The sequence below is a fragment of the Peribacillus sp. SRI_006 genome (assembly GCF_057586375.1).
On sequence record NZ_JBYCZT010000006.1, the window covers coordinates 37,494 to 60,091 of the forward strand.

20 protein-coding genes and 2 pseudogenes are annotated in these 22,598 nt (G+C 41.7%); 6 read left to right on the forward strand and 16 right to left on the reverse strand.

Annotation, left to right across the window (positions count from 1 at the left end):
* Positions 1-138 precede the first annotated feature (138 nt).
* Positions 139-1,131: an NADPH:quinone oxidoreductase family protein gene (locus AC2YHV_RS09820; RefSeq protein WP_430756606.1), complete on the forward strand. Its 993-nt coding sequence runs from the start codon at positions 139-141 to the stop codon at positions 1,129-1,131.
* Positions 1,132-1,168: 37 nt separating this feature from the next.
* Here the strand turns inward: AC2YHV_RS09820 and AC2YHV_RS09825 are convergent, their stop codons facing one another.
* From AC2YHV_RS09825 to AC2YHV_RS09835, 3 genes and pseudogenes are all read right to left on the reverse strand, one after another.
* Positions 1,169-2,635, reverse strand: coding sequence for a PAS domain-containing sensor histidine kinase (locus tag AC2YHV_RS09825; protein ID WP_268565244.1), 1,467 nt, complete (start codon positions 2,633-2,635; stop codon positions 1,169-1,171).
* A 146-nt stretch (positions 2,636-2,781) separates the two neighbouring features.
* Positions 2,782-2,943 (reverse strand): annotated as a pseudogene (locus tag AC2YHV_RS09830) (cell wall hydrolase); the annotation flags it as partial.
* A 238-nt stretch (positions 2,944-3,181) separates the two neighbouring features.
* Positions 3,182-3,451: a DUF1292 domain-containing protein gene (locus tag AC2YHV_RS09835; RefSeq protein WP_034310405.1), complete on the reverse strand. Its 270-nt coding sequence runs from the start codon at positions 3,449-3,451 to the stop codon at positions 3,182-3,184.
* Positions 3,452-3,756: 305 nt separating this feature from the next.
* Between AC2YHV_RS09835 and AC2YHV_RS09840 the strand changes: the two genes are divergently transcribed.
* Both AC2YHV_RS09840 and AC2YHV_RS09845 read left to right on the forward strand, forming a co-directional pair.
* Complete coding sequence (locus AC2YHV_RS09840) at positions 3,757-4,161, forward strand: VOC family protein (protein WP_054398933.1); 405 nt, start codon at positions 3,757-3,759, stop codon at positions 4,159-4,161.
* Positions 4,162-4,338: 177 nt separating this feature from the next.
* Complete coding sequence (locus AC2YHV_RS09845; RefSeq protein ID WP_487373217.1) at positions 4,339-5,982, forward strand: alkaline phosphatase; 1,644 nt, start codon at positions 4,339-4,341, stop codon at positions 5,980-5,982.
* Positions 5,983-6,294: 312 nt separating this feature from the next.
* Here AC2YHV_RS09845 and rpsN read toward each other — a convergent pair whose 3' ends face one another.
* The 10 genes and pseudogenes from rpsN to purT form a co-directional block, all read right to left on the reverse strand.
* Positions 6,295-6,564: a 30S ribosomal protein S14 gene (gene rpsN / locus AC2YHV_RS09850; RefSeq protein ID WP_487373113.1), complete on the reverse strand. Its 270-nt coding sequence runs from the start codon at positions 6,562-6,564 to the stop codon at positions 6,295-6,297.
* Between the two features lie 40 nt (positions 6,565-6,604).
* Positions 6,605-6,805 (reverse strand): annotated as a pseudogene (locus AC2YHV_RS09855) (hypothetical protein); the annotation flags it as partial.
* A 57-nt stretch (positions 6,806-6,862) separates the two neighbouring features.
* A complete protein-coding gene (rpmG, locus tag AC2YHV_RS09860; RefSeq protein WP_034310390.1) occupies positions 6,863-7,012 on the reverse strand; it encodes a 50S ribosomal protein L33 in 150 nt (49 codons plus the stop codon).
* 22 nt (positions 7,013-7,034) lie between these two features.
* On the reverse strand, positions 7,035-8,222 hold the full coding sequence (locus AC2YHV_RS09865; protein WP_487373218.1) for a GTP-binding protein: 1,188 nt from the start codon (positions 8,220-8,222) through the stop codon (positions 7,035-7,037).
* A 409-nt stretch (positions 8,223-8,631) separates the two neighbouring features.
* Positions 8,632-8,802 carry a hypothetical protein gene (locus tag AC2YHV_RS09870; RefSeq protein WP_400450258.1) on the reverse strand — a complete coding sequence of 57 codons (171 nt, stop codon included), beginning with the start codon at positions 8,800-8,802 and terminating at the stop codon, positions 8,632-8,634.
* A 158-nt stretch (positions 8,803-8,960) separates the two neighbouring features.
* Complete coding sequence (locus tag AC2YHV_RS09875; protein WP_170946990.1) at positions 8,961-9,341, reverse strand: nucleotide excision repair endonuclease; 381 nt, start codon at positions 9,339-9,341, stop codon at positions 8,961-8,963.
* A gap of 194 nt (positions 9,342-9,535) precedes the next feature.
* Entirely contained in the window at positions 9,536-9,688 is a 153-nt protein-coding gene (locus AC2YHV_RS09880) for a YpzG family protein (RefSeq protein WP_072272311.1), read from the reverse strand.
* A 103-nt stretch (positions 9,689-9,791) separates the two neighbouring features.
* On the reverse strand, positions 9,792-10,439 hold the full coding sequence (locus tag AC2YHV_RS09885) for a DUF4352 domain-containing protein (protein ID WP_487373114.1): 648 nt from the start codon (positions 10,437-10,439) through the stop codon (positions 9,792-9,794).
* 20 nt (positions 10,440-10,459) lie between these two features.
* The gene (locus AC2YHV_RS09890; RefSeq protein ID WP_487373115.1) at positions 10,460-11,827 is read right to left on the reverse strand and encodes an alkaline phosphatase; all 1,368 of its coding nucleotides are present in this window, start codon (positions 11,825-11,827) and stop codon (positions 10,460-10,462) included.
* Between the two features lie 425 nt (positions 11,828-12,252).
* Positions 12,253-13,413 (reverse strand): phosphoribosylglycinamide formyltransferase 2, encoded by a 1,161-nt coding sequence (gene purT / locus AC2YHV_RS09895; RefSeq protein ID WP_262870180.1) that lies wholly within the window; start codon positions 13,411-13,413, stop codon positions 12,253-12,255.
* 275 nt (positions 13,414-13,688) lie between these two features.
* Here purT and AC2YHV_RS09900 point away from each other — a divergent pair, with 275 nt between their 5' ends.
* On the forward strand, positions 13,689-14,015 hold the full coding sequence (locus tag AC2YHV_RS09900) for a hypothetical protein (RefSeq protein WP_222620010.1): 327 nt from the start codon (positions 13,689-13,691) through the stop codon (positions 14,013-14,015).
* Positions 14,016-14,455: 440 nt separating this feature from the next.
* Here the strand turns inward: AC2YHV_RS09900 and AC2YHV_RS09905 are convergent, their stop codons facing one another.
* From AC2YHV_RS09905 to katA, 3 genes are all read right to left on the reverse strand, one after another.
* Positions 14,456-15,649, reverse strand: coding sequence for a M14 family metallopeptidase (locus tag AC2YHV_RS09905; protein WP_191929948.1), 1,194 nt, complete (start codon positions 15,647-15,649; stop codon positions 14,456-14,458).
* Positions 15,650-15,709: 60 nt separating this feature from the next.
* Entirely contained in the window at positions 15,710-17,242 is a 1,533-nt protein-coding gene (locus AC2YHV_RS09910; protein ID WP_487373116.1) for a glycosyltransferase, read from the reverse strand.
* 197 nt (positions 17,243-17,439) lie between these two features.
* Positions 17,440-18,894, reverse strand: a complete 1,455-nt coding sequence (gene katA / locus AC2YHV_RS09915) for a catalase KatA (RefSeq protein ID WP_034310374.1) — start codon at positions 18,892-18,894, stop codon at positions 17,440-17,442.
* Between the two features lie 619 nt (positions 18,895-19,513).
* On the opposite strand from katA, the gene AC2YHV_RS09920 reads away from it, so the two are divergent.
* Positions 19,514-20,404: a TetR/AcrR family transcriptional regulator gene (locus tag AC2YHV_RS09920; RefSeq protein ID WP_057278002.1), complete on the forward strand. Its 891-nt coding sequence runs from the start codon at positions 19,514-19,516 to the stop codon at positions 20,402-20,404.
* Between the two features lie 1,306 nt (positions 20,405-21,710).
* Positions 21,711-22,058, forward strand: coding sequence for a phage holin family protein (locus tag AC2YHV_RS09925; protein ID WP_057278003.1), 348 nt, complete (start codon positions 21,711-21,713; stop codon positions 22,056-22,058).
* The last annotated feature ends 540 nt before the right edge of the window (positions 22,059-22,598 follow it).

Genomic DNA, 22,598 nt, shown 5'->3' on the forward strand with positions numbered 1-22,598 from the left:
CTGAATCAAATCTAATAGTACCATTTTTAGTAGCAGAAAGAAAAGGAAGCGCTACTTATTTCGAATTGTATCATTATACATTCCCCTATTTTTTCTTTTATAATGGGATAGATTCATTATTATAAGGGGGAACGAACCATGATACAGCAATTTGATGCATTAGTCGTGAATAAGCAAGATGATCAATTCACCGTTAACATTCAGGAGCTATCACTTGATGATCTACCTCAAGGCGAAGTGCTCATCCGTGTTCATTATTCCGGTGTGAACTATAAAGATAGCCTTGCAGCCATTCCAAATGGAAACATTGTCAGCAGCTATCCGATCGTTCCGGGAATTGATATGGCTGGTGTTGTCGTTTCATCCGAGGATTCCCGCTTTAAAGAAGGAGACGAAGTCATTGCGACCTCCTATGGAATTGGCGTTTCCCAATCAGGGGGCTATAGTCAATTTGCCCGTGTTCCTGCAGAGTGGGTCGTCCCGCTTCCTGATGGCCTAACAATGAAAGAGGCGATGATCATCGGAACGGCCGGTTTCACTGCAGCACTATCGGTTCTGCGGCTGGAAGAAAATAACCTCACACCTGAGCAAGGGAGCGTTCTTGTCACTGGTGCAACTGGCGGGGTCGGCAGTTTTGCCGTCTCGATCCTTTCCAAACTTGGCTATTCCGTTGAGGCTAGTACAGGAAAGGAATCGGAACATGGATATTTGAAGGCAATCGGTGCGTCGACCATTGTATCGCGTGAAGATGTATATGATGGCAAGCTTCGGGCTCTGGGCAAACAGAAGTGGAGCGGGGCGGTAGATCCCGTCGGCGGTGAACCGTTAGCTTCGGTCCTTAGCCAAATCAAGTATGGCGGAGCTGTGGCGGTCAGCGGATTGACAGCTGGGACAAGCCTTCCTGCCACCGTCTTCCCATTCATCCTAAGAGGTGTTAATCTACTTGGGATTGATTCGGTCAATTGCCCGATGGATACAAGATTGAAAGTTTGGCATCGCCTTGCCACGGACTTTAAATTAGAAGATTTGGAACAGCTCGTTCAACAGGAAATTACACTTAAAGAATTGCCTGACGTCCTTCCTACCCTATTAAAAGGGGAAGCAAGAGGCAGGACGATCGTTAAACTATGAACCAAAAAGTGACGAGAGCATGGCTTCTCGTCACTTTTCATTGTGAACTTTCATAGATAGGGAGACTGATATCCACAATCGTCCCTTCTCCCACTTCGCTAGTGAAATGAATTTCCCCATTATGTTCATGGATGATTTTGGTGCTGACCATGAGCCCAAACCCTGTTCCTTTTTCAGATGTACTATAAAAAGGCTGCCCTAGATGCTTCATGCGTTCATTTGAGATTCCGCAGCCTTGATCAATGAACCGGATCATCGCAGAGTCACCTTCATGGTTTAACTGTATATGAAGTTTACCGCCATTCGGCATGGCTTCTATCGCATTATTGGCGACATTCGTGAATACTTGTTTTAACTGATTCGGTTCGCCAAAGACTGATGCCGTATCCGTAGTATATTCCTTGATGATTTCGACATCATTCAATATCGCTTGAAATTCGGCTAACGTAATCACACTGTCCAATATCTCGTTAAGCTGAATGAGTTCACAAACCTTCGCTTCAGGCTCTGCTAAACTTAAAAACTCATTGGCCAGGATTTCGATTTTTTCAACTTCACTGACCGTCATTTCAAGATAGTCCTTTTGCTCAGGGTCTTCCCTTAATAATTGCAAAAACCCTTTGACCGTAGTTAATGGATTTCTTATTTCATGTGCGATGCCTGCAGCCATCTGTCCTACCGCCGATAACATATTGGATTTACAGATCAGCTCTTCGGTCTTTTTACGCTCCGTAATATCCCTACAGAATACCTGAATGGCTGGTTGCCCTTTATAAATAATCGGAAGACCGAGTGTTTCTCCATAAAATTCTTGTCCGTCAAGCCGAATGAACTTTTGTTCCAGTAAACCAACCGCCTGATGATCGTCCCTCATGATTTCGATTCTTTTTTGTACACTTTCCCGGGACTCCAGGTGGACGAACTGAAAAACCGATTTACCGATAATATCTTCCACACTATCCATCCCAAGCATTTTTGCCCCCATGGGATTCATATACTCGATGATCCCATTGCGATGTACAAAAATCGCTTCAGGTGACACCTCCACTAAACTGCGATACCTTTGTTCACTTTCCTTCAAGGCAGCTTCAGCAAGTTTTTGATTCGTAATATCCCGATAAACGAAAACCAATGCGCACGGCTCATTTTCATTATCGCGGATATTAAACAGGGAGATGCTTACATCGATTAACTGGCCATCCTTCCTTAACCTGACCGTTTCAAAGCCTTTCTTTTGTACCCCAGCCTTAATTTGGTCATGCAATTCATTGACTGACTCCTTCAAGAAATCAGGAATAATTGGAAACGGCATGCCAATGAGCTCCTCATTCGTCCATCCGAAAAACTCTTCAAAAGCTGCATTCACCTGAAGGGTCTTTCCTTCCAGATCAACAATGGAAATGGCGTCCGGGTTGTTCTCCATGAAAGACTTGAATTTCTCGGTACTATCCTCCGGCTGTTCTCCCATTTGCCCTTGTCCATAATCAATAAGCCTTTTACTCATCAATTTTTTATTCCTTTCTTATCCGGAAATTTACAGTGTCAATTTTACAGTATCAGTAAATCATTTGCCAGTTTTATCATATGTTTTTTCCAAGTTAAGGATTGATGCACATAGAGGCCAAACCCCCATAAAGTTCAGCCATTTCCTTAAAATGTATTATAAATATTGGGACATTCTGTACCTGTTGGTTCATAAAAGCAATGGAGCTTGAAACGCCCAACAAGGGGCTGATTATACCAGGTTGCCGGGCAATCTCCCGGTGGCCTGAAGAACCATAGGCTAAATTTCGCAGGCCATAGCCTTCCGCCCTAAGCAATCTTGCCAATAAGGCATTATCGGCATCAGTCCTATGTCTTCGATATGGAAAAATACTCCGTTTATTAACAAAATCTTCATATGTAGTACACGTCCTATCAATAATACAACCCTATACTTAAGTAAGGCTGGATAGCACGCGTGGCTATCATGGTATTTGGCGAAGGCGGGGCCGATACTTTCCTTATACATATAAAAAAGGCGGCACACATTGTGCCGTCTTTTATCTTGTCATTCTTTCGCTTCAAATGCCGCTTCAAACGCCAATGATACCTTTTCGAATTCTTCATCCGATTCGATATCGAGCAGTTCACCTTCGCCTTCGACCCTGAAAAAGAAAATATCGATATCTTCATCCGTATCCTCTTCAATATCTTCAAGCAAGCCTACTGCAACATATTCCGTTCCTTCTACATCCAATGAACCTAAAACCTCAACTTCATGGCCTTCATCACTGTCATCAGTAAGAGTGAAAACTTCACCTTCACGAATTTTTCCCATACTACCTCTCCTCTCCTATCCATTAATAATGGAGTTGTTTCCATAGTATATCGACTATTCCATTTAGAAACAAATTTTTGCCCTGGAAAATGATGAATACATTTATTTCCAATAAAAGAATCTATCAAGAGATACTATGGAAGAAAAGTATTATCCCATAAGCCATTTATCATTTTTTCATTATTTACCAATAATTCCCCTTTATTAACATCATTTTAAAAATTATCTAAAAACGGCTATAAAAAAGTAATTTAATTCCGAATAATCTTATATATACTACTATTAGCAAGTTGCATACGGATTTAATGAAGGAGGAAGATTTCTTGGCTGTAAAAAGGGTCGATCACATTGGCGTTGTTGTAAAAGATCTTGAAAAATCCATCGCCTTTTATCAAGATGTGCTGGATTTGAAATTAAAGGAACGCATGACTCATACTAATGGAGTGATCGAACTGGCATTCCTCGGTTACGAAGAGTCGGACGAAACAGAAATAGAATTGATTCAGGGATATAGCGACACACTTCCCTCCGAAGCAACGATCCACCATTTTGCCATTACCGTGGATGATATCGAAGAAGAATATGCCCGGATCAAAAGCTTGGATAACACCGAACTGATTGATGAAGAGATTGTCACCCTTCCGAATGGTTATCGCTATTTCTACGTATATGGACCGGAAAAAGAGTGGATTGAATTTTTCCAAAGGTAAAAAACACCCTAAAAAGGCAGAGTCTTATAGACTTCTGCTTTTTTTTTATGTTCACTCTATTCTTCAAACAAAATTTACAGATAAAAATCCTTTCTTTACTTACATGAAGTAATTTCTTAATATACTGCATTTATCCTAAATGTAATCATATTTTTGGAGGTATCCATTTTGGGGAAAATGAGCAAAAAGGTAGCAGGAATTACTTTAGCGGGCGCGGTGGCCATATCATCACTTGGTATTTCAACAATGAAGGAAGATGTTCAGGCTAAAGACAAGAAAAAGGAACCAACCAACGTCATCATGATGGTGATGGATGGAACAAGCACAGGAGCAACAACCCTTTCAAGGTGGTATAAAGGCGATAATCTAGCCATGGACGAAATGCTGTCTGGCGGCATGCGTACATACTCGGCTGAATCGGCGATTACCGACTCAGCTCCTGCAGCAACAGCGCTTGCGACAGGAAATAAATCAAATGATAAATTTGTCGGTGTCCTGCCAACCATCGTTAATTCTCCAGGGCTCGATTCGGTTAATCCGAAAAATGCCCATAAACCAGTCGCTAACGTTTTGGAGGGTGCGAAACAAGCCGGAAAGGCTACTGGCATCATTTCTACATCTGAAATCCAGCATGCTACACCCGCAGGCTTCTCCGCTCACGTGACACATCGAAGCAATTATGGTGATATTGCGGAACAGCAGGTTTATCAGGGGATTGACGTCGTTTTGGGAGGCGGCAAAGAATCCCTTTTACCAGGTAAAACAAAAAATGCAAGAATGGATGGAGAAAACCTTTTGGAAGTGCTTGATGAAGACAAATATGATTTTGTTGAAACCCGTGACGAGCTGTTAAAATCCAAATCGAATAAAATTTGGGGAAGCTTTGCACCAAGCGCCCTGGCATATGATTTAGATCGTAAAACAACAAAGCCAAGTGAACCCACTTTAGCTGAAATGACCAATAAAGCCCTTAAAACCTTGAAAAAAGATAAAGATGGCTTCTTCTTATTTGTTGAAGGAAGCAAGATTGACTGGGCTGCTCACGGAAACGACACGATCGGAATGATTAGTGATACTTTAGCTTTTGATGATGCCGTGAACGAAGCCCTTACGTTTGCAAAAAATGACGGAAACACGATGGTCATTGCTGTAACGGACCATGGGAACAGCGGAATTACAATGGGTAACGGAAACACGAACTCCTCCTACCCGGAAACACCCGTATCAGCTTATATCGATCCATTAAAGAAAGCGAAAATGACTGTTGAAGGGGCCTTAAGTAAGCTAAAACCAGATCATTCCAATCTGAAAGAAGTTGCAGCACTGTATGGACTGGATAATCTGACTTCTGAAGAAACAGCAAAACTTACCTCTTCTAAAAATGTAGGTGCAGAAATGACAAAGCTGCTTGCTAACCGTGCCAACATTGGCTTTACAACTGGCGGGCATACAGGGGAAGACGTATTCCTGTATTCTTATGGCCCTTCAAAACCGACTGGATTAGTGGAGAATACAGACCTCGCTAAAAAAATGGCCGATTTCATGGGCTTTGATTTACAAAAACTATCGAACACACTATACATGAATGCTAAAGATTCCTTTGAGAAAAAAGGATATTCAACCCGCATTGATGTTACAGACCCGAATAACCCGGTTTTCGTAGCGAAAAAGGGGCAGCAAAAAGTGGAGTTGCCTGCAAATAAGAATATCGTTATCAGCAAGACTCCTAAATCCACTAAAGAAAAAGAAATTAATGTGATCACCGTTTACAACGGAAAAGACTTTTATATATCCGAACAAGCATTAAAGGCAGTCAAGTAAGCAAACACTTTTGAATGGGAAGGAGCCCTTGTTTTTAACAAGGGCTCCTCAGACTGTAAACAAATCAATTAAAGTCCCAGTTGATTTCAGAAATCCGCTCCCTTTCCGCCGACTGTCTGCCAAGCCTCCTCGGCGCAAGCTCCTGTGGGGTCTCGGCTAGCCAGTTTTTCGGCAGGAGTGTTGCAAATATTCTTCAATCTAATGAGGTTCCGTCCGTATTAACAAGCACTACACTGCCCTTTATTCGGACTCCATCCCCCTTTTGTCGCCAAACTGAGGGGCCCTTTTCTTATGAATTTAGAACTCCCCGCTTCACCAGCTTGACTTTTTGACACCCGGCAGTTGCCCTTTATGAGCAAGTTCCCTAAAAACGATACGTGACATGTTGAATTTGCGCATATATCCACGGGGCCTCCCCGTTACTCCACAACGATTGTGAACCCTTGTCGGCGAGGAATCACGAGGGAGTTTGGCCAATGCGGCATAATCCCCTTTCTCCTTCAATTCCTTTCTAAGTTCTGTATACTTTTCGACCATTGCCACCTGTTTTTGCGCTTTTATCACCTTGGATTTTTTTGCCATTTATATTCTCCTTTTTTTTAATCTTGATTGTATGAAAAATCTATAAACTATTCACAATTCGTTCCGCTGCCTGTCTTGCTCCCGATATATTCCTGGATATCGGTCCCATTTCAAGTTCCGCCAACGCACCCGTGACATATAAATCAGGTCCCCACTGCAACGACTGCGATACAATTGGATAACCACATTCCGCGCAGCGTAAATCATGCGATCGGATGACTGGCGTCAGCCAATCCTTCCCTCCTATTACATCCATTCTCTTCGGTAAAACATAATCATTACGATTTAAACCTTAAAATTACTTCGTTTCACGGTGAAGCGTGTGTTTCTTCAATCGCGGGCAGTACTTTTTCAATTCGATCCTGTCCGGATTATTCCGCTTGTTTTTCGTTGTAATATAATTTCGGTCCCCTGATTCTGTGCATGCTAACGTAATGTTTACTCTCATTTCTATTTCCTCCTAAAGTTTTTTAATGAACGATTTCCGTAAATGCAGGCAATCGATCTTCATAAAGAGACCAATCCTGCTGCATCTCCATTTCCGTCAATAAGCATTGATCTAATTCATTTTCGATTTCCTGTTGATTCATTTGAATGCCAATCATCACAAGCTCCGTCATCCTGTCACCGTATACTGCATTCCACCGTTCCGATAATTCAGGTGCTTCCTTTAAAATTTGGCGCTGTTCTTCCTCAGGGTAAGCTGCAATCCATTTACCGGCTGCTTGTAAAGTCAATGACGGTCCTGCCTGCGAAAGCAAGCCTGCCGTATCATTTCTCGATGCCAGCCAAAGGAATCCCTTCGACCTCACCACTTGTACGGGCCAGTTTTCCAACCACTCCATCAGCCGTTCGGGATGAAAGGGTATTCCCCTCCTGTAAACGAAGGAAGAAATCCCATACTCCAAGGTCTCCGGGATATGCTCTTCATTCAATTCCTTTATCCAGCCGGCTCCTTGGCTTGCCTCTTCAAAATCAAATAAATGTGTATTCAATACATCCTTTAGCGGCACCTTGGAATGGTTTGTTTCGATAATTCTCGCATCGGCATTCATTTTATGAAGAACCGCCTTCAATTCCGCAACGGCATCAGCATCCATCAGATCGATCTTATTTAACAGGATGACATTGGCGAACTCTATCTGATCTATTAATAGATCGACCACTTCCCTGCCATCCGCAGCATCAGTTGCCTGCATCCTGTCAATAAGCGTTTCTCCGGAAGTGAAGTCTTGCCAAAAATTATACCCATCAACAACGGTAACCATCGTATCAAGCCGGCAAGATTTCGATAAATCAATTCCCATGCTTTCATCAACATAACAGAAGGTTTGGGCTACAGGGACCGGTTCGCTTATCCCAGTCGATTCAATCACGATGTAATCAATGTCCCCTTGTTTCGCCAATCTCTCCACTTCAATCATCAAATCCTCACGAAGCGTACAGCAAATGCAGCCATTCTGCATTTCCACCAGTTTTTCATCCGTCCGGGTAAACCCTCCCTGTTTGACCAGCGAAGCATCAATATTGATTTCACTCATATCATTAACGATGACGGCAACCTTCAGATCATCCCTATTCTCAAGAATATGATTCAAAAGCGTCGTCTTTCCTGCTCCAAGGTATCCACTCAATACCGTAACCGGAATTTTCTTCATCTCCAACCCTTACCACTCCTTTACCTAATATCTTTGCTTCAAGTAAATCAAAATCATTACGATTTAAATGCCGAAGCAATCACCATATAAAGACACTCTCTAATAATAAAACGTAATCATTACTATTTGCAAGTTTTTTTAAAATTGCCTCCGAATACTTCTCATGAACCCATGTAATCACGCTTGCTCCGACACACCACGGATAAATGAAAGGGTCTGACATTAAACAATAAAATTAAATGGAAGCCCAATCACACATTACATCATGTGTAAGGAACCTCCATTGCAGTTTAATCATTTTAATGTACCTCTATATTTACAAACAGCTGATCATTAACAACGTTTCATTATCCAATACATTTTTCTTTTTCTTTGTTGCAAATCGAGAAAAAATTATTGGCCATTGTGCTTATTCCGCCATTTCCCACCCTGAAGATGTTACTGTCTTTTGTTCAAAAGTTTCAATCTCTCTCTGTTTCGCCAGCTTAGAAGCTTGTGATATGGACCACGTTAAATTCCCAAAGGCAATCACTGTCCCGATCGAGATAACCAACACCTTTTTACAAAGTATTTTCTTCAATAGCTTCCTCCTGAGAATGTATTGGAATACTCTAAATATAAACCAACATTGTTAACCTAACATGTAGCTGCTGTAAATGTACGAAATTATTTGGTGTACATATCCCTAAACACAAAAAAAGCTGAGTGCATATGCAGTCAGCTTTTCATAGGTGTTTCTTATTTATAAAACACTTTATCGACGTTGTATTTAGCATGAAGCTTGTTGATCATGTACGTTTCATAGATTTCACGTTCCATAGCGTCTTCGACTAAAAGAATGTCAATTTTCTTGACTTCATTACGGTGCTCTTTAATCGGAGAAACATTATCCTCGAAATGCTTCTTGACCCTTGGTCTTAATTTACGGGCTTTACCGACAAAAATCAGTTCATCATTCTCATTGTAAAACAAGATGATTCCGCCTTTATCACGGGGAATCAAATGAAAATCGATAAACCCGTAAATTTCAGGAATGACAGCTTCGTCTCCTTCTATAACTTGCTTTCTTTGTTTGATGCTTATATCCGCTGCAGGGATTTCAATTTTAATCATTACAATTCACGTCCTCTATTTGTATAAGGTGAAACTTTCAATCGACTCCAGTTTCACGCCAAGCTCATCACTTTAATCTCAAAGGTAAATGGTATCATAATTATGAGTGAAAAGCCATGAATGCCTTGCTTGGATTAAGATGATTCTAAATATAAAGAAGAAGACTCGCTGGGAGCCTCCTTCTTTGTCGGAAATATCCGTTACCACCTGTGAGCCTTTGCATTGCTTCTTAGTATAATGTTTGTTTGTGATTCTTGCGTGTGGCCATTAACTTGAGATTTTGAACGCTTAGGTCTTGTCCAATTATGGTGAAACTTTTGAGAATGTGGATCTAATTGATCTTTATAACTCATTCTGTGTCACCTCATCATTAGGATTTGGATATTCCGTTCAGTGATAGTAATCCCCATCACTTGTTCTAGTATTTTATTTTTCCAAGCCATTTATACATATTCTTTAAAAAGCGAATTCAGCTGACTTGCCTTTTGCAAGGACTTTCCCTTCGTCATCCACCGCATCACTTGACATGACGGATATGCCTTTTATGTTTCCATCATTTAGAATGAAACCAATGTTTCCGCTTTTTGAACCGTTTCCATCTATTTCACCAGTAAGTTCTTCCAAATAGATCTCATCTTCCCATGTCAGATGTTCTCCTCTGTCCGTTTCAAGGAAAGCAACTGGCGAAAACTTAATTTTTTTATCCGAATTGTTTTTGATTTCCACGTTCACTTTTACGAAATCGAAATCTTCATCATGCGTATAGCCGTGGAAGAAATCGATCATGCTGTAATCCGGAGTGGCATGCATCACTTTCATTTCTTTGATGTTAACCTCGATCGGGCCAACATTCAACGTTTCATTCACTTTTTTATAGGCCTTCAAGGTTAATTCACCTTTGGCATCGGAAACGTTCTGTCCGATCTGGTTCAAGTTTCTATCATCAGGAAGCTGCGGATTCGGAACATAGACATCCTTTTTTTCCAGTGGTCGTGCAATTTCCTCTGTTTTTTCTTTAGCTGTCGTTTCTTCTTCGTAAGCTGGTTGGGTATTAAGAGCACCAAATGCCGTTAATAACAGGGCACCGATCATCAGTCTGTTCATTGAATCCCTCCCTGAAGTCATTATTTCTTTAATAGCTCAAAAATGATTTTGGCTTGATCCGTGTTATCGACCTGCCCGGCAAAACGATCTTTATATGGCCCGTATGCGTAGACTGGAACATCTTCACCCGTATGTCCCCCAGTAGTCCAGGCAGTATTGGTCCGGTTATCGAATATGGCTTCGATGGCATTATCGACATTCGTCACATTTTTTGATTTGGCAGCTTCAGTTACCGTTTTGATTTCACCGTCAGTTAACTTCACTACGTTTTGGTTAATATATTGCTTTAGCGTCTTTTCGACATCAGCGCCTTTGACGATGGCATCCGCCATGAAGTCAGGAGTGCGTTTGGCTGACTTGATTGGCTCACCGTACCAGTTATATATTCCTTTTGCTCCGATCGAGAATCCTCCTGTAGAGTGATCCGCCGTAGCCACCACTAAGGTATGTTTGTCTTTCTTCGCAAATTCCATGGCCGCTTTGTATGCTTTTTCAAAGTCTTCCATTTCACTCATTGCACCTACGATATCATTATCATGTCCTGCCCAATCGACCTGGCTTCCCTCGACCATAAGGAAGAATCCATCTTTATCTTTATTCAAGCGCTGGATCGCCGAACTTGTCATGTCTGCCAAAGAAGGCGTTTCACTTGGGCGGTCTATCATTTTCGGAAGTCCTTCAGAAGCGAATAAACCAAGAACCTGCTCATTTTTGTCCTTTAGCATTTGATTTTTATCCGTCACATAACTGTAACCGTCTTTTTCGAAGGCTTTCGCCAAATTGACATCAGGCCGGACAAAATTGGACTTCCCTCCGCCCAATAGGACGTCAATTTTATGTTTGCCTTTGATTAATTCGTTATAATAATCGTCTGCGATTGAATTCATGTTTTTCCGATTTTCATCATGGGCGCCAAAAGATGCAGGCGTAGCATGAGTGATTTCCGAAGTGGCAACCAATCCCGTCACTTTTCCTTTTTCCTTTGCTGCTTCCAATACGGTTTTGACTTCGGATTTATCATTATCCACTGCAATGGCAGCGTTATAAGTCTTCACTCCTGCAGACATTGCCGTAGCGGCTGAAGCTGAATCCGTTATATTTTGTGCAGAGTCTTCTGGGTAAGTCATCTGCTGGCCAACCAAGTATTTATCAAACTCTGTCCGTTCTGCCACCTTCGTACCAGGATTATCTTTTAAATACCGGTAAGCGGAGGTATAGGAAACACCCATGCCGTCACCGATAAGGAAAATAACGTTCTTGATTTCCGGTTCTTTATTTGGGTTCCCCTTTGCCGAAACACGATCCGCACCGGACCATGATAAACTTCCAAATGCCAATGCAGAAACGAGCGTGATGGGTAAAACCTTTTTACTCCAATTGCGATTCAAATGAATGACCTCCCGTTAATGTTTTCTATTTAATTTAACTATAGGTGAAGAAAATGAACTCAATGTCAAGGCTATGTAAAAAAGTGACAGGATAATTGTTAAGACAAAGTAAAGACAGCATGTGGAATTGGTTATTCAGGGAAGTCATCAGTAGCTAGGGTATATTTACAGGCCATTGAACATCTTCAAATCGGATGATTGTTAGGAGTTTAATGTGCTATTAATGGAGAAAAAAAATGGCTGTTTTCACATACTTTGTTGCTATTTACCAGGTAGTGAGTTGTGGTTGATTTCCCCTCCAGATGCTCGCTTTCCGCGGGCGGAAAGCGAGTACCTGGAGTGAAGATCATGTTCCATTTGATTTAAGAAATCTGCTCCCTCTTGTCGACAAGCTGAAGCGCTCCATTCAAAGAGCGCTTTTTTCACTATTCTTTCTCTACAACTAAACATTCCAAAGCACGGGCCGCATTCACTCTCGCCACCTCGATGGAATCGGCAGACGACAGGGCGACCGCAACCCTTCTACCTGCCTTTGTAACAGGTTTTCCGAAAAGACGCACTTGTGTATCAGGTAAAGCCAAAGCCTGTTCAACACCGACTATTGAATATTCCGATAACTCATCTTGCGCTTTTAATGGACGGCTGGCACCTGGACTGATCAGCTTGATTTCCGGGATGGGGAATCCTAGAATCGCCCGAATATGAAGGGCAAACTCGGACAAATTCTGAGTCACCAATGTCACTAGCCCCGTATCGTGCGGACGTGGGGAAACTTCACTGAAATAAACTTTATCCCCTGAGAGGAACAGCTCTACCCCGAATAATCCATACCCGCCAAGTTCATCCGTAATGGCATGGGCAATTCTTTTCGCTTCCATTATTTGTGCTTCTGTCATATTATGCGGCTGCCAGGATTCAATATAATCCCCGCCCTGCTGAATGTGACCGATTGGAGCACAAAACATGGTACCATTTACGGCCCGGACAGTAAGCAGCGTGATTTCCGAATCAAAACGGATAAATTCTTCAATGATCACCCGTCCATTTTGAACCCGGCCGCCTTCCATCGCGATTTTCCAGCAATCCTCCAGGTCACCTTCCGTGCGGCACACACTTTGCCCTTTACCTGAAGAACTCATCAGCGGTTTGACGACATTGGGAAACCCAACTTCCTTGGCAGCTTGGACAAATTCTTCATAAGTGTTTGCGAATTTGTAGGCTGCTGTCGGAATCTCCAGAGTTTCAGAAGCCAGCCTCCTGATCCCTTCACGATCCATCGTCAATTTAGCGGCTCTTGCTGTCGGAATGACTTGAAAGCCTTCCTCTTCCAACTTGACTAATTCGGATGTGGCGATGGCTTCTATTTCCGGTACAATCAAATCGGGTTGTTCTTTCTCTACAACTCCCCTTAGTTGTTCCGCATCCAGCATATCGATCACATAACTGCGATGAGCGACTTGCATGGCAGGGGCATGTTCATAGCGGTCTACAGCAACGGTCTCCACACCAAGTCGCTGAGCTTCAAGTATGACCTCTTTCCCCAATTCACCTGAGCCCAATAATAAAATCTTTTTCGATTTATACATTCAGTCTCTCCTCCTTAATTCCTCAAAAACATTATATACGAACTATAAACGAATAAACATAAATATTTATTCGTATTTTCATTTAAAATCACACTGAAAACAGGAAATGAATAGATTTATTTCCCGTTATCAAATACCAACTTGACAAATAGGATTAATACACTTTATACTGCTTTTATATAAGGAATATATATAAGCTGACTAGTCTACTGGAGGCTCTCTATTCAACAGGAATAGGGGGTTTTTTCGTTTTTACAATGAGGGAGGAGTTTACTATGCAAAAGGAATTGCTAAGGACCATTTCCCCTGTCATGAATGAGAAGAAAAATGGGGGCTTAGAAGATATGGAGTACCTTAATCTTCCTGACAGACTATTTTTCCACTGGTGCCAGCAGAAATATCGACTTAATAAAGGGGTTTACAACACGATCGATCATTGGTTCTATGAATACGGCATTGTCCATATTCTTCACCGCCGGATCAACCTTTTAGCCTTTTTGGATTTCGCTTCTACCTCGGAACAGGAAGCCGGAAAGACAAAGTTCATTAAATTCGGCAATGGTGGCCTAAGGCAAAAGCTACAGGAATTCATTGCAGATTAACCTGAATCTTATAGGGCCCTTATCAGTAATATGACCATTCTCCACCTACTGGTAAGGGACACTTATACGAATGTCGAAATTTGCAGTACGATTATTTTTGAAAATGTAAGCGCTTTCTATTATAATGAAATTAGGTTGGATGGCATGCGTGGCCGTCACAGTATATGGCGTAGGTGGGGCCAATACTAGCGCTAAGGAAGGTTAACTTCTTTACCGTAAAACTATTAGATTTCCTTTTGGTAGGGGCTGCAATATAACCGAGGCATGGAAAATGTCCGTTCATTTCAAGCTAAAAAGCAATTTAATCATGCAATCGATAAGTAAAGCATAACTTTACTTATTTTTTGCAGCAGCCCTCATCGTTTCAAGTCTAATAGTTTATAAGACTAAGAAGCTCTACCCCATGGAAACGGAGTTGAGCTTTTTCATTTGGTCAAATTTCACATATATAACCCTGCCAAGAAAATCCCAAGCGACTTCTGATAAATCTCATCGAACTGTGATATGGGAAGGGGATTCGTTCCTTTGCCCAGCTCCACGGTAAACCCGGGCCTGCGCCAATCCTGAATGTACCAATCCTTATACCCTGCGTAACTACCGGCGGATTTGACAGGCTCATATCCACTGACCCTCGCAAACTCATTGACTATCGTTTCCGACTCGGGTGGTTCCAAACCTTCAAACCCCCAATAAATGACCTCTCCTTGGGTGTGGAAAGCAAGGACTTTGCCAAAATCACGTTTTTTTGTCAACTCTGACATAGCAATGGCCTCTGGCTGTGTAAGCGGCCCTTCCCCTGGATAATTTGCCGGACCTGGCTCCGTTACATTATTGCGAGCTTGCTCCAGTTCCCATTTGGCGGGAAATTGATCATTCAGATCCACCCCGTTAATATTGGCTTTCCAGCCAGAGAAGTCTTCGCTGCCATTATTCCATTCGATGAGCCGTCCTCTCAAAGACTCATCTGCAGGCGGTCCTTTCAAAACCAACTCCACTCCGTCCGGATTCACCATTGGAACGATCGACAGCATCGTCTGTTGATAAAAGGGAAACATATCTAGACCGCGGATGTCAGCCTGATTCGTGATTGCAAGTAAATAATCATTTAAAAAGGTCATGATCACAGGCGTCGTTATCCACTCATTCGCATGAAAGGAACCATTATAGTGAACTCGTTTGTTGCCATTTCCAATCAGAACTTCGGGGATATCCCTTTCAAGCACGGAGTCCCCGATGGGGGAGGTTTTTATAAATGGATAGATTGTTTTCAAACGTCTAACATCGGTCATCATCGTCTCATAAGCATATTCCCGATTACCTTGAATGAGCCTCCACGTAATCCTTAATGGCACGGAAATTGTCTGACCGACCTGCAAGGCATTCGGGTTGAGATTGGGATTAACTAAAAATAGGGCATCCAATGAAAGATTGCGTGACCTGGCAATTGCCCATAACGAATCACCTTGCTTTATGGTATAGCCGGTCGTCGTAAAGCCAGGTATTTTGATTTGTTGGCCAATCATAAGTGCAAGTGGATCAATCCCACTATTGGAATCAATGATAAGTTGGTAATTCACCTTGAATAATTGGCTATAATACCACAAGGAATCATTTTGCCGCACAAAAACGTCCATACTGCACCTCCTCTTACCCAAATGTATGCAGATTCGATTCAATTATTGCCAAAGCAAAAGTCACTCCTCAAAACGAATCAAGTTGGGGTTTTCATCCAGAATGCTTTGATATTGCTCAGTACTTCCATACGTACCATCAGGGTCTAATTCCCGATATCTTTTGAATTTCGCCAACCGATCTTCTTTTTTGACCCAGCCCAGATGCTTCAATCGTATGTCGGATAACTTGTGAGGCAATTCAAAGACATTTTCGGCAAATCTACCGCAATGCTGCGGCCTATCGTTCCATTTGCATTCAAACCCCTCCCGATATCTGACCAGGAACGGCCGGTAATACTGGTGAGCGCACCAGTGTTCATCCTCCCTGTAATGGGTTTCATTCCAAAAGTCATATAACCGGAAGCAATATACATCCACTTCTTGATCGCTTATCAGCTGCCTGACTTCCTCTTTGAACCTATTTTCAAACACTTCATCGGCGTCAAGATTTAAAATCCAGTCGGGATTTGACTTCACTGTCTCTGTCCATTGCATTTTACGAAGTTCAATTTCATTGGAGAACTTGGAGATGTCATTCCTGATGATACGCACCGGTATCCCTTTCAATACCTCTAAACAAACCTCTGCGGAATTGTCCGTGCTGCCGTCATCAATAATCACGGCTTCATCAATATAATCACGAATTTCCTCTAAAACCTTCCTTAGATAGCGCTCGCTTTCATTTTTCATGACCATGCTCAGCGTTAATTTAGGATGTGATGCTACCTTTGAACCTTCCCCCATATCCGTTCGATCAAGAAATTCCATCGCACCTTCCAAATCCGAATCCCTGTATATATGATAAGCGGGTAAGTGGGTATCAACATACATCGAAATCCCTAAAGCTGCTGCACGGATGCAAAAATGCCGGTCTTCACCCCAAAATGTCAGATTCTCGATTCTATTAAAATTCACCCCAGCTTTCAAAGCTTTTTGGCTGATGAGTGTACAGGCACCCAGTCCCCCAACTTTATGAACACCAGGTGTTCGCATCTGTCGGATGAACGATTGATAACGTGTGTTGATCTCCGAGTCCGTCAACGCCTGACCGCGTGATATCTCCCATTGGGTATATTCATCATATAACCATACTTGAGGCCGCTCTTCGGCATCAGGCTGCCATTTTGTCCAGAAGATATTAGAGGTGATATCCTTATTTGCAGATATAAGCTGGTTGATGGTCTGAGGATATAGCAGGAGGTCTGAATCGATTAGAAATAAATAATCATATTGTTCTTTGATCGCATGTTCGATTATCATATTTTTGAAATCCGCGACCTTCCATACCAAATTTTCATTCCAGTAATGGGTAGTGCCATTACACACATAAACATCGCTTTGATTGGATGCCAGTAATTTGACATTGTTCTGCTCCTGACTGAAATCTTCGAGCATCTGGCTTGATCGCTCATCTTCATTGTCGTCAATGAAGAAATAGGCAAGTTCCTTCCCCTCCGCATCCAACCGTTTGAGTGAAAGCAGGAACTTTTGTAAAATATGTGGTTTTTGGTAAATTGGACTGCCCACTAACACCCGAACCTTTTTACTGGTCATTAATACCACCCTTTACTGTTGATCTTAACTGGCCCCCAATTAATCTGACTGCAAAAATTCCCCTGAAGACATTTATAACTATATATTCTTAACGAACTTGTCGGATGTCATTTAAAAACGGCGTCCTGCGTAAACAAAAAAGGCATCCATTCATGAATGGATGCCTTTTGCATTTACTAGATTGGGAGAACCATATATTACACTTCCTGCGGTACTGATAAACCTAAACCTTCGGCTATGCGCGTTCCGTATTCCGGATCGGCTTTATAAAAATGACCGATTTGACGAAGCTTGATTTCCTCTAATTCCACAGGTTTCATTGCACCCACGATCGTGTCAACAAGGCGCGTTTTCTCTTCGGCACTCAATAGACGGTATAAGTCACCTGCTTGAGTGTAGTGATCATCACTATTATGACCAACTTGTGCAGCTTTCCCGGTCACCTCGAAAGGAGTGACTTTATTTTCCGTTGATTCGGCAGGGCCGCCAAAACTATTCGGCTCATAATAAACAGATCCCTTGCCATTGTCATCTGCACGCATGAAGCCATCACGCTGATAGTTGTTCGCTTCCACTTTCGGACGGTTAACCGGAAGCTGGTTATGGTTCGAGCCCACACGGTAACGGTGTGCATCTCCGTATGCGAATAGACGCCCTTGAAGCATCTTGTCCGGGGAAGCCTCAATTCCCGGTACGAATGTTCCCGGTGAGAATGTGGCTTGCTCTACTTCAGCAAAGTAGTTTTCAGGATTTCTGTTCAATTCCATACGACCAAGCTCAATCAGCGGATAATCCTTTTGAGACCATACCTTCGTCACATCGAATGGATCGAAACGGTATGTATCCGCATCTTCCAGAGGCATGATTTGAACATATAATTTCCAGGCAGGGAAGTCCCCTTTTTCAATGGCATTGAAAAGATCTTCCGTATGGTAATCAGGGTTTTCCCCTGCTAGTTTTGCAGCAAGATCAACATCTAGGTTTTTGATGCCCTGTTCTGTTTTGAAGTGGTATTTCACCCAAACGCCTTTTCCTTCTGCATTCACCCATTTAAATGTGTGGCTACCGAAACCATGTGTATGGCGAAGTGTAGCAGGAATGCCCCGATCGGACATCAGGATCGTCACTTGGTGCAGAGATTCCGGTGAATGTGACCAGAAATCCCAAACAGCCGTAGGATTTTTCAAATGTGTTTTAGGATCTCTCTTTTGTGTATGAATGAAGTCGGGGAATTTAATCGCATCGCGAATAAAGAATACTGGCGTATTATTTCCGACAATATCGTAGTTTCCTTCTTCGGTGTAGAATTTAACGGCAAATCCACGCGGATCACGGACTGTATCTGCAGAACCCAATTCACCTGCAACTGTGGAGAAACGGATAAAAAGATCTGTCTTCTTGCCCACACCATTGAAAAGTTTAGCTTTCGTGTACTGAGAAAGGTCGTTCGTTACTTCGAAAGTGCCGTATGCACCGGCACCCTTCGCATGAACCACACGTTCAGGGACACGTTCACGGTTGAAGTGGGCTAGCTTTTCCAATAAGTGTACATCTTGAATGAGCACAGGGCCGCGTTCGCCGGCAGTGATAGAGTTTTGATTGTCTCCAACTGGTGCTCCCCAGCTTGTAGTAAGGTTTTTCTTATTCGACATAATTGAACCACCTTTTCATTATTATTTATGTATATAATGATAAAGCTTCTCAGAAAAAAATCAATACTTATTTATAATAATTTTAATATAATAATCAATTCATTATTCATTCGTTGATGATATAACACCAAAAACATCCATAATATGGATAGTACAAAAGGTATAAACGCTGGAGGAACAGCCTATTCACATAATTCCATTCCTAATAATGGTATACGACCCTTATAGGCGATTTTCCTTCATGACGAGTGATTTTATCATTTCTCCTACCAATGGGATAGCAATCGAGAATGGTTGACGAATAATCATAGATACTTTGAACTACTTTACCTCTTTCCTTCTATTCATCTTATAACAAACCGAATTGTTCTCCTGTGACTTTGTTCACTTCATCAGACTTTATTTACAGAATGACGAATAGCCGGATGCATAGAAACTGAATTTTTCATTGTTTTTGTGAATCCTATCTTTCAACAGAGCCCTTCCTGAATCAGCTGAAACAAAAGGCCGTCCCCCTTATTTTGCTAGGGAATTTATAAACATACTGGTTTGTGTTCATATAGAAAATAAGATACTATTACGTTAAAATGACCGTCCAATAAGAGTAAGGGTGATATATATGAATGAGCGCAAACAAATGGTAGTTAAATATGCGCACCAATTATTTATTGAAAAGGGTTACCAAGCAACTTCCATTCAGGATATTTTAGATTATAGCGGCATTTCAAAAGGAACATTTTACAACTATTTTTCTTCTAAAAGCGAATTGCTTAAGGCAGTCTTCCTAACTTCGCAAGAAAAATTCGAAAAAGAGCGGAATGAATTGCTGATTGGGCAAAACCTTGCAGATATTGAAATATTCATCAAACAATCAGAATTACAAATGCACTCAAACAAAAACAACAAAATCTTTTTCTTATATGAAGAAGTAATGATTTCAAATGATAACGAACTTAAGAACTTCATAACACATGCTAAATTCCAGCATATCCATTGGTTATCAAAACGGTTTCTGGATATTTTCGGTGCTGATAAAAAACCTTATATTTTGGACTGTGCCATTCTTTACTCGGGAATGATGCATCAAACGATTCATTTTAATGCCTTGGCTAAAGAGCCCGAGTTCAACCCTACTGAAATTATCCGTTATTGTGTCGATAGGATTAAATCGATTTTCGAAGATGTCAGCAAGTCAAATGCACAGCTTTTGGAACCCGATCTCATCAAGCAATGGCTGCCTGAGTGCTTCCATAACCAGCAGGATTTTCATACAGCACTCCTGCACTCTGCAAATGACCTAAAAAAGATGATCTTGAGGCTTTGCCAAGATGATGAAGCGGAACGGGTTAAAAACTTAAAATTGATTCACTTTATCCAAGAGGAATTATTACAAAACGTTGAACCGCGAACCTTTCTTATTGAAAGTGCCCTTCTTTCCTTAAACACCAATCCCAAATTAAAAAACACTTTGGAATTAAGTGAATTCGAAAAGATCATTGCCAACAACTAAAGAGAACCTAATGAATCCCATTTTGTAGACAAATGGGGTTCGGAATGGCCTTATCACCAACCATAATTTCACAAAAAACCAAGTTATGCTTCATGGTTTTTTACTGTTTTATAAAATCCGCAACGGATTGAAGAAAACTAGCTGAAACGTTTGTAAAAAGAAACGTTGATTTCCACTGCAGGCACTCGCTTTCCGCGGACGGTCCGGGAGCCTCCTCGGCGTCGCCTGCGGGGTCTCCCTTGGCCACGCTTTTCCCGCAGGAGTCTCGTACCTTCCGTTCCAATCAACTTTGTTTTATTTAGATAGAACCCTTATGATTCAAGCTAGATAATATTTGTTTGCCGGCAGTCTTTTTTTTGTGGGTTTGTAAATGGGAACGTTAGTTGATTTCCACTACAGGCACTCGCTTTCCGCGGGCGGGCGGGAGCCTCCTCGGCGTCGCCTGCGGGGTCTCCCCTTGGCCACGCTTTTCCCGCAGGAGTCTCGTACCTTCCGTTCCAATCAACCGAAATGTTTTTTAAAATAAAAACTGCAGGCAGATATCTATTCGGAACCAAGTTTAAAACTAGTTTATCCTTTAAGTTTTTTTCACCTATAATCCTCATTGGATGGAAGAAAATTGCGACACTCCTGCCGAATAACTGGCTAGCCGAGACCCCACAGGCGCTTAGCCGAGGAGGTTTGGCAGACAGTCCGCGGAAAGGGAGCGGATTTCTGAAATCGACGGACCTTTTTAATGAAAAGACTGTAGCCAAACCGTGTTTTTAAAACAAGGCTTGCTTACCTTTATGGTTTACTTTTATATTGATGAAATCCTAAATTGGATGGAAGAAAATTGCGACACTCCTGCCGAATAACTGGCTAGCCGAGACCCCACAGGCACTCGCGCCGAGGAAGTTTGGCAGACGGTCGGCGGAAAGGGAGCGGATTTCTGAAATCGACTGGACCTTTTAAATGAAAAGACTGTAGTCGAACCGTCTTTTTAAAACAAGACTTGCTTACCGTCATGGTTTACTTTTATATTGATAAAACCTATATTGGATGGAAGAAATTTGCGACACTCCTGCCGAATAACTGGCTAGCCGAGACCCCACAGGCGCTTGCGCCGAGGAGGCTTGGCAGACGGTCGGCGGAAAGGGAGCGGATTTCTGAAATCGACGGACATTTTAAATAAAAAGCGTCTATTCCATTCTGGGAATGCTTATCGTATCCTCTTTTTTTTGTGACAATTCTGCAAACATATAACTGAAATTCATTAAATTTTAGTATAATGACTTGTAGAAAGTGTCTTCAGGAGGAGTTTTTCATGAACATAATCATGCGTTTTCTTATCAACGGGCTGGTATTGCTCGTTATTGACTGGCTTCTCGACTCCATCACGATCAAATCTTACGGAACTGCCTTGCTGGCGGTTTTTATATTATCGATCATGAACTTGCTGGTTAGACCCATTCTCCAACTTATCACATTGCCGATCACCATCCTGACGTTCGGGTTGTTTTCTTTCATTATCAATGCCTTCACATTCCAAATCACTTCCTATATTGTCAGTGGCTTTGTAATAGATTCTTTTTGGGGGGCTTTAATCGGATCATTGTTATTGAGTTTCATTCAAAGTCTTCTATTAAAACAGAGTAAAAAAAACCGTCAGTAGCATGCTGACGGTTTTTCGTGTCATTTCCATGACAGCCTTCGATATTTCCCGGGCTATTTCACTAAATTCCGCTAAGCATCACTAGCTGTTTTCTCTCATTTTTGACAATCCAGAAGGAAAAATCGGCTAATATCCATAACTTTACATATACATGCCCATTTCTCTGGAAATGGGTATGTATAGAATTATAGAGGAATCACATGTTCACAAAACATGAATCAAGATTTGCCCAGTCCATATTACTCGCGCTCGCTTTCTTTATTCCCTCTCTTTTCATTACTCCATCACTAGCAACGGCTGGCAATGATGAAACTAAACCAAGCTGTTCCTTATCTTTGGGACAGCTTTTTCACTTTTAAATGTCTAAATTTTTTGAAAAATCACATAATTATATTTTGTTTATATAGCATTATAAATAGTTTCGAATAATTATTATACGAGAAAAAACATGGGGTCACTCCCGTGGTAAGCGTTTTCATTTTTTGCTTTACATTCATCCTATTAAAATATATTATTTAGTTGTAATATTATGTGAAAAAT

Excerpts from the sequence above, each read along its gene's own strand:
- AC2YHV_RS09820 (WP_430756606.1), top strand. The coding sequence starts at position 139 with ATGATACAGCAATTTGATGCATTAGTCGTGAATAAGCAAGATGATCAA.
- AC2YHV_RS09825 (WP_268565244.1), bottom strand. The coding sequence starts at position 2,635 with ATGAGTAAAAGGCTTATTGATTATGGACAAGGGCAAATGGGAGAACAG.
- AC2YHV_RS09835 (WP_034310405.1), bottom strand. The coding sequence starts at position 3,451 with ATGGGAAAAATTCGTGAAGGTGAAGTTTTCACTCTTACTGATGACAGT.
- AC2YHV_RS09840 (WP_054398933.1), top strand. The coding sequence starts at position 3,757 with ATGAAGGAGGAAGATTTCTTGGCTGTAAAAAGGGTCGATCACATTGGC.
- AC2YHV_RS09845 (WP_487373217.1), top strand. The coding sequence starts at position 4,339 with ATGAGCAAAAAGGTAGCAGGAATTACTTTAGCGGGCGCGGTGGCCATA.
- rpsN (WP_487373113.1), bottom strand. The coding sequence starts at position 6,564 with ATGGCAAAAAAATCCAAGGTGATAAAAGCGCAAAAACAGGTGGCAATG.
- rpmG (WP_034310390.1), bottom strand. The coding sequence starts at position 7,012 with ATGAGAGTAAACATTACGTTAGCATGCACAGAATCAGGGGACCGAAAT.
- AC2YHV_RS09865 (WP_487373218.1), bottom strand. The coding sequence starts at position 8,222 with ATGAAGAAAATTCCGGTTACGGTATTGAGTGGATACCTTGGAGCAGGA.
- AC2YHV_RS09880 (WP_072272311.1), bottom strand. The coding sequence starts at position 9,688 with ATGAGTTATAAAGATCAATTAGATCCACATTCTCAAAAGTTTCACCAT.
- AC2YHV_RS09885 (WP_487373114.1), bottom strand. The coding sequence starts at position 10,439 with ATGAACAGACTGATGATCGGTGCCCTGTTATTAACGGCATTTGGTGCT.
- purT (WP_262870180.1), bottom strand. The coding sequence starts at position 13,413 with ATGTATAAATCGAAAAAGATTTTATTATTGGGCTCAGGTGAATTGGGG.
- AC2YHV_RS09900 (WP_222620010.1), top strand. The coding sequence starts at position 13,689 with ATGCAAAAGGAATTGCTAAGGACCATTTCCCCTGTCATGAATGAGAAG.
- AC2YHV_RS09905 (WP_191929948.1), bottom strand. The coding sequence starts at position 15,649 with ATGGACGTTTTTGTGCGGCAAAATGATTCCTTGTGGTATTATAGCCAA.
- AC2YHV_RS09910 (WP_487373116.1), bottom strand. The coding sequence starts at position 17,242 with ATGACCAGTAAAAAGGTTCGGGTGTTAGTGGGCAGTCCAATTTACCAA.
- katA (WP_034310374.1), bottom strand. The coding sequence starts at position 18,894 with ATGTCGAATAAGAAAAACCTTACTACAAGCTGGGGAGCACCAGTTGGA.
- AC2YHV_RS09920 (WP_057278002.1), top strand. The coding sequence starts at position 19,514 with ATGAATGAGCGCAAACAAATGGTAGTTAAATATGCGCACCAATTATTT.
- AC2YHV_RS09925 (WP_057278003.1), top strand. The coding sequence starts at position 21,711 with ATGAACATAATCATGCGTTTTCTTATCAACGGGCTGGTATTGCTCGTT.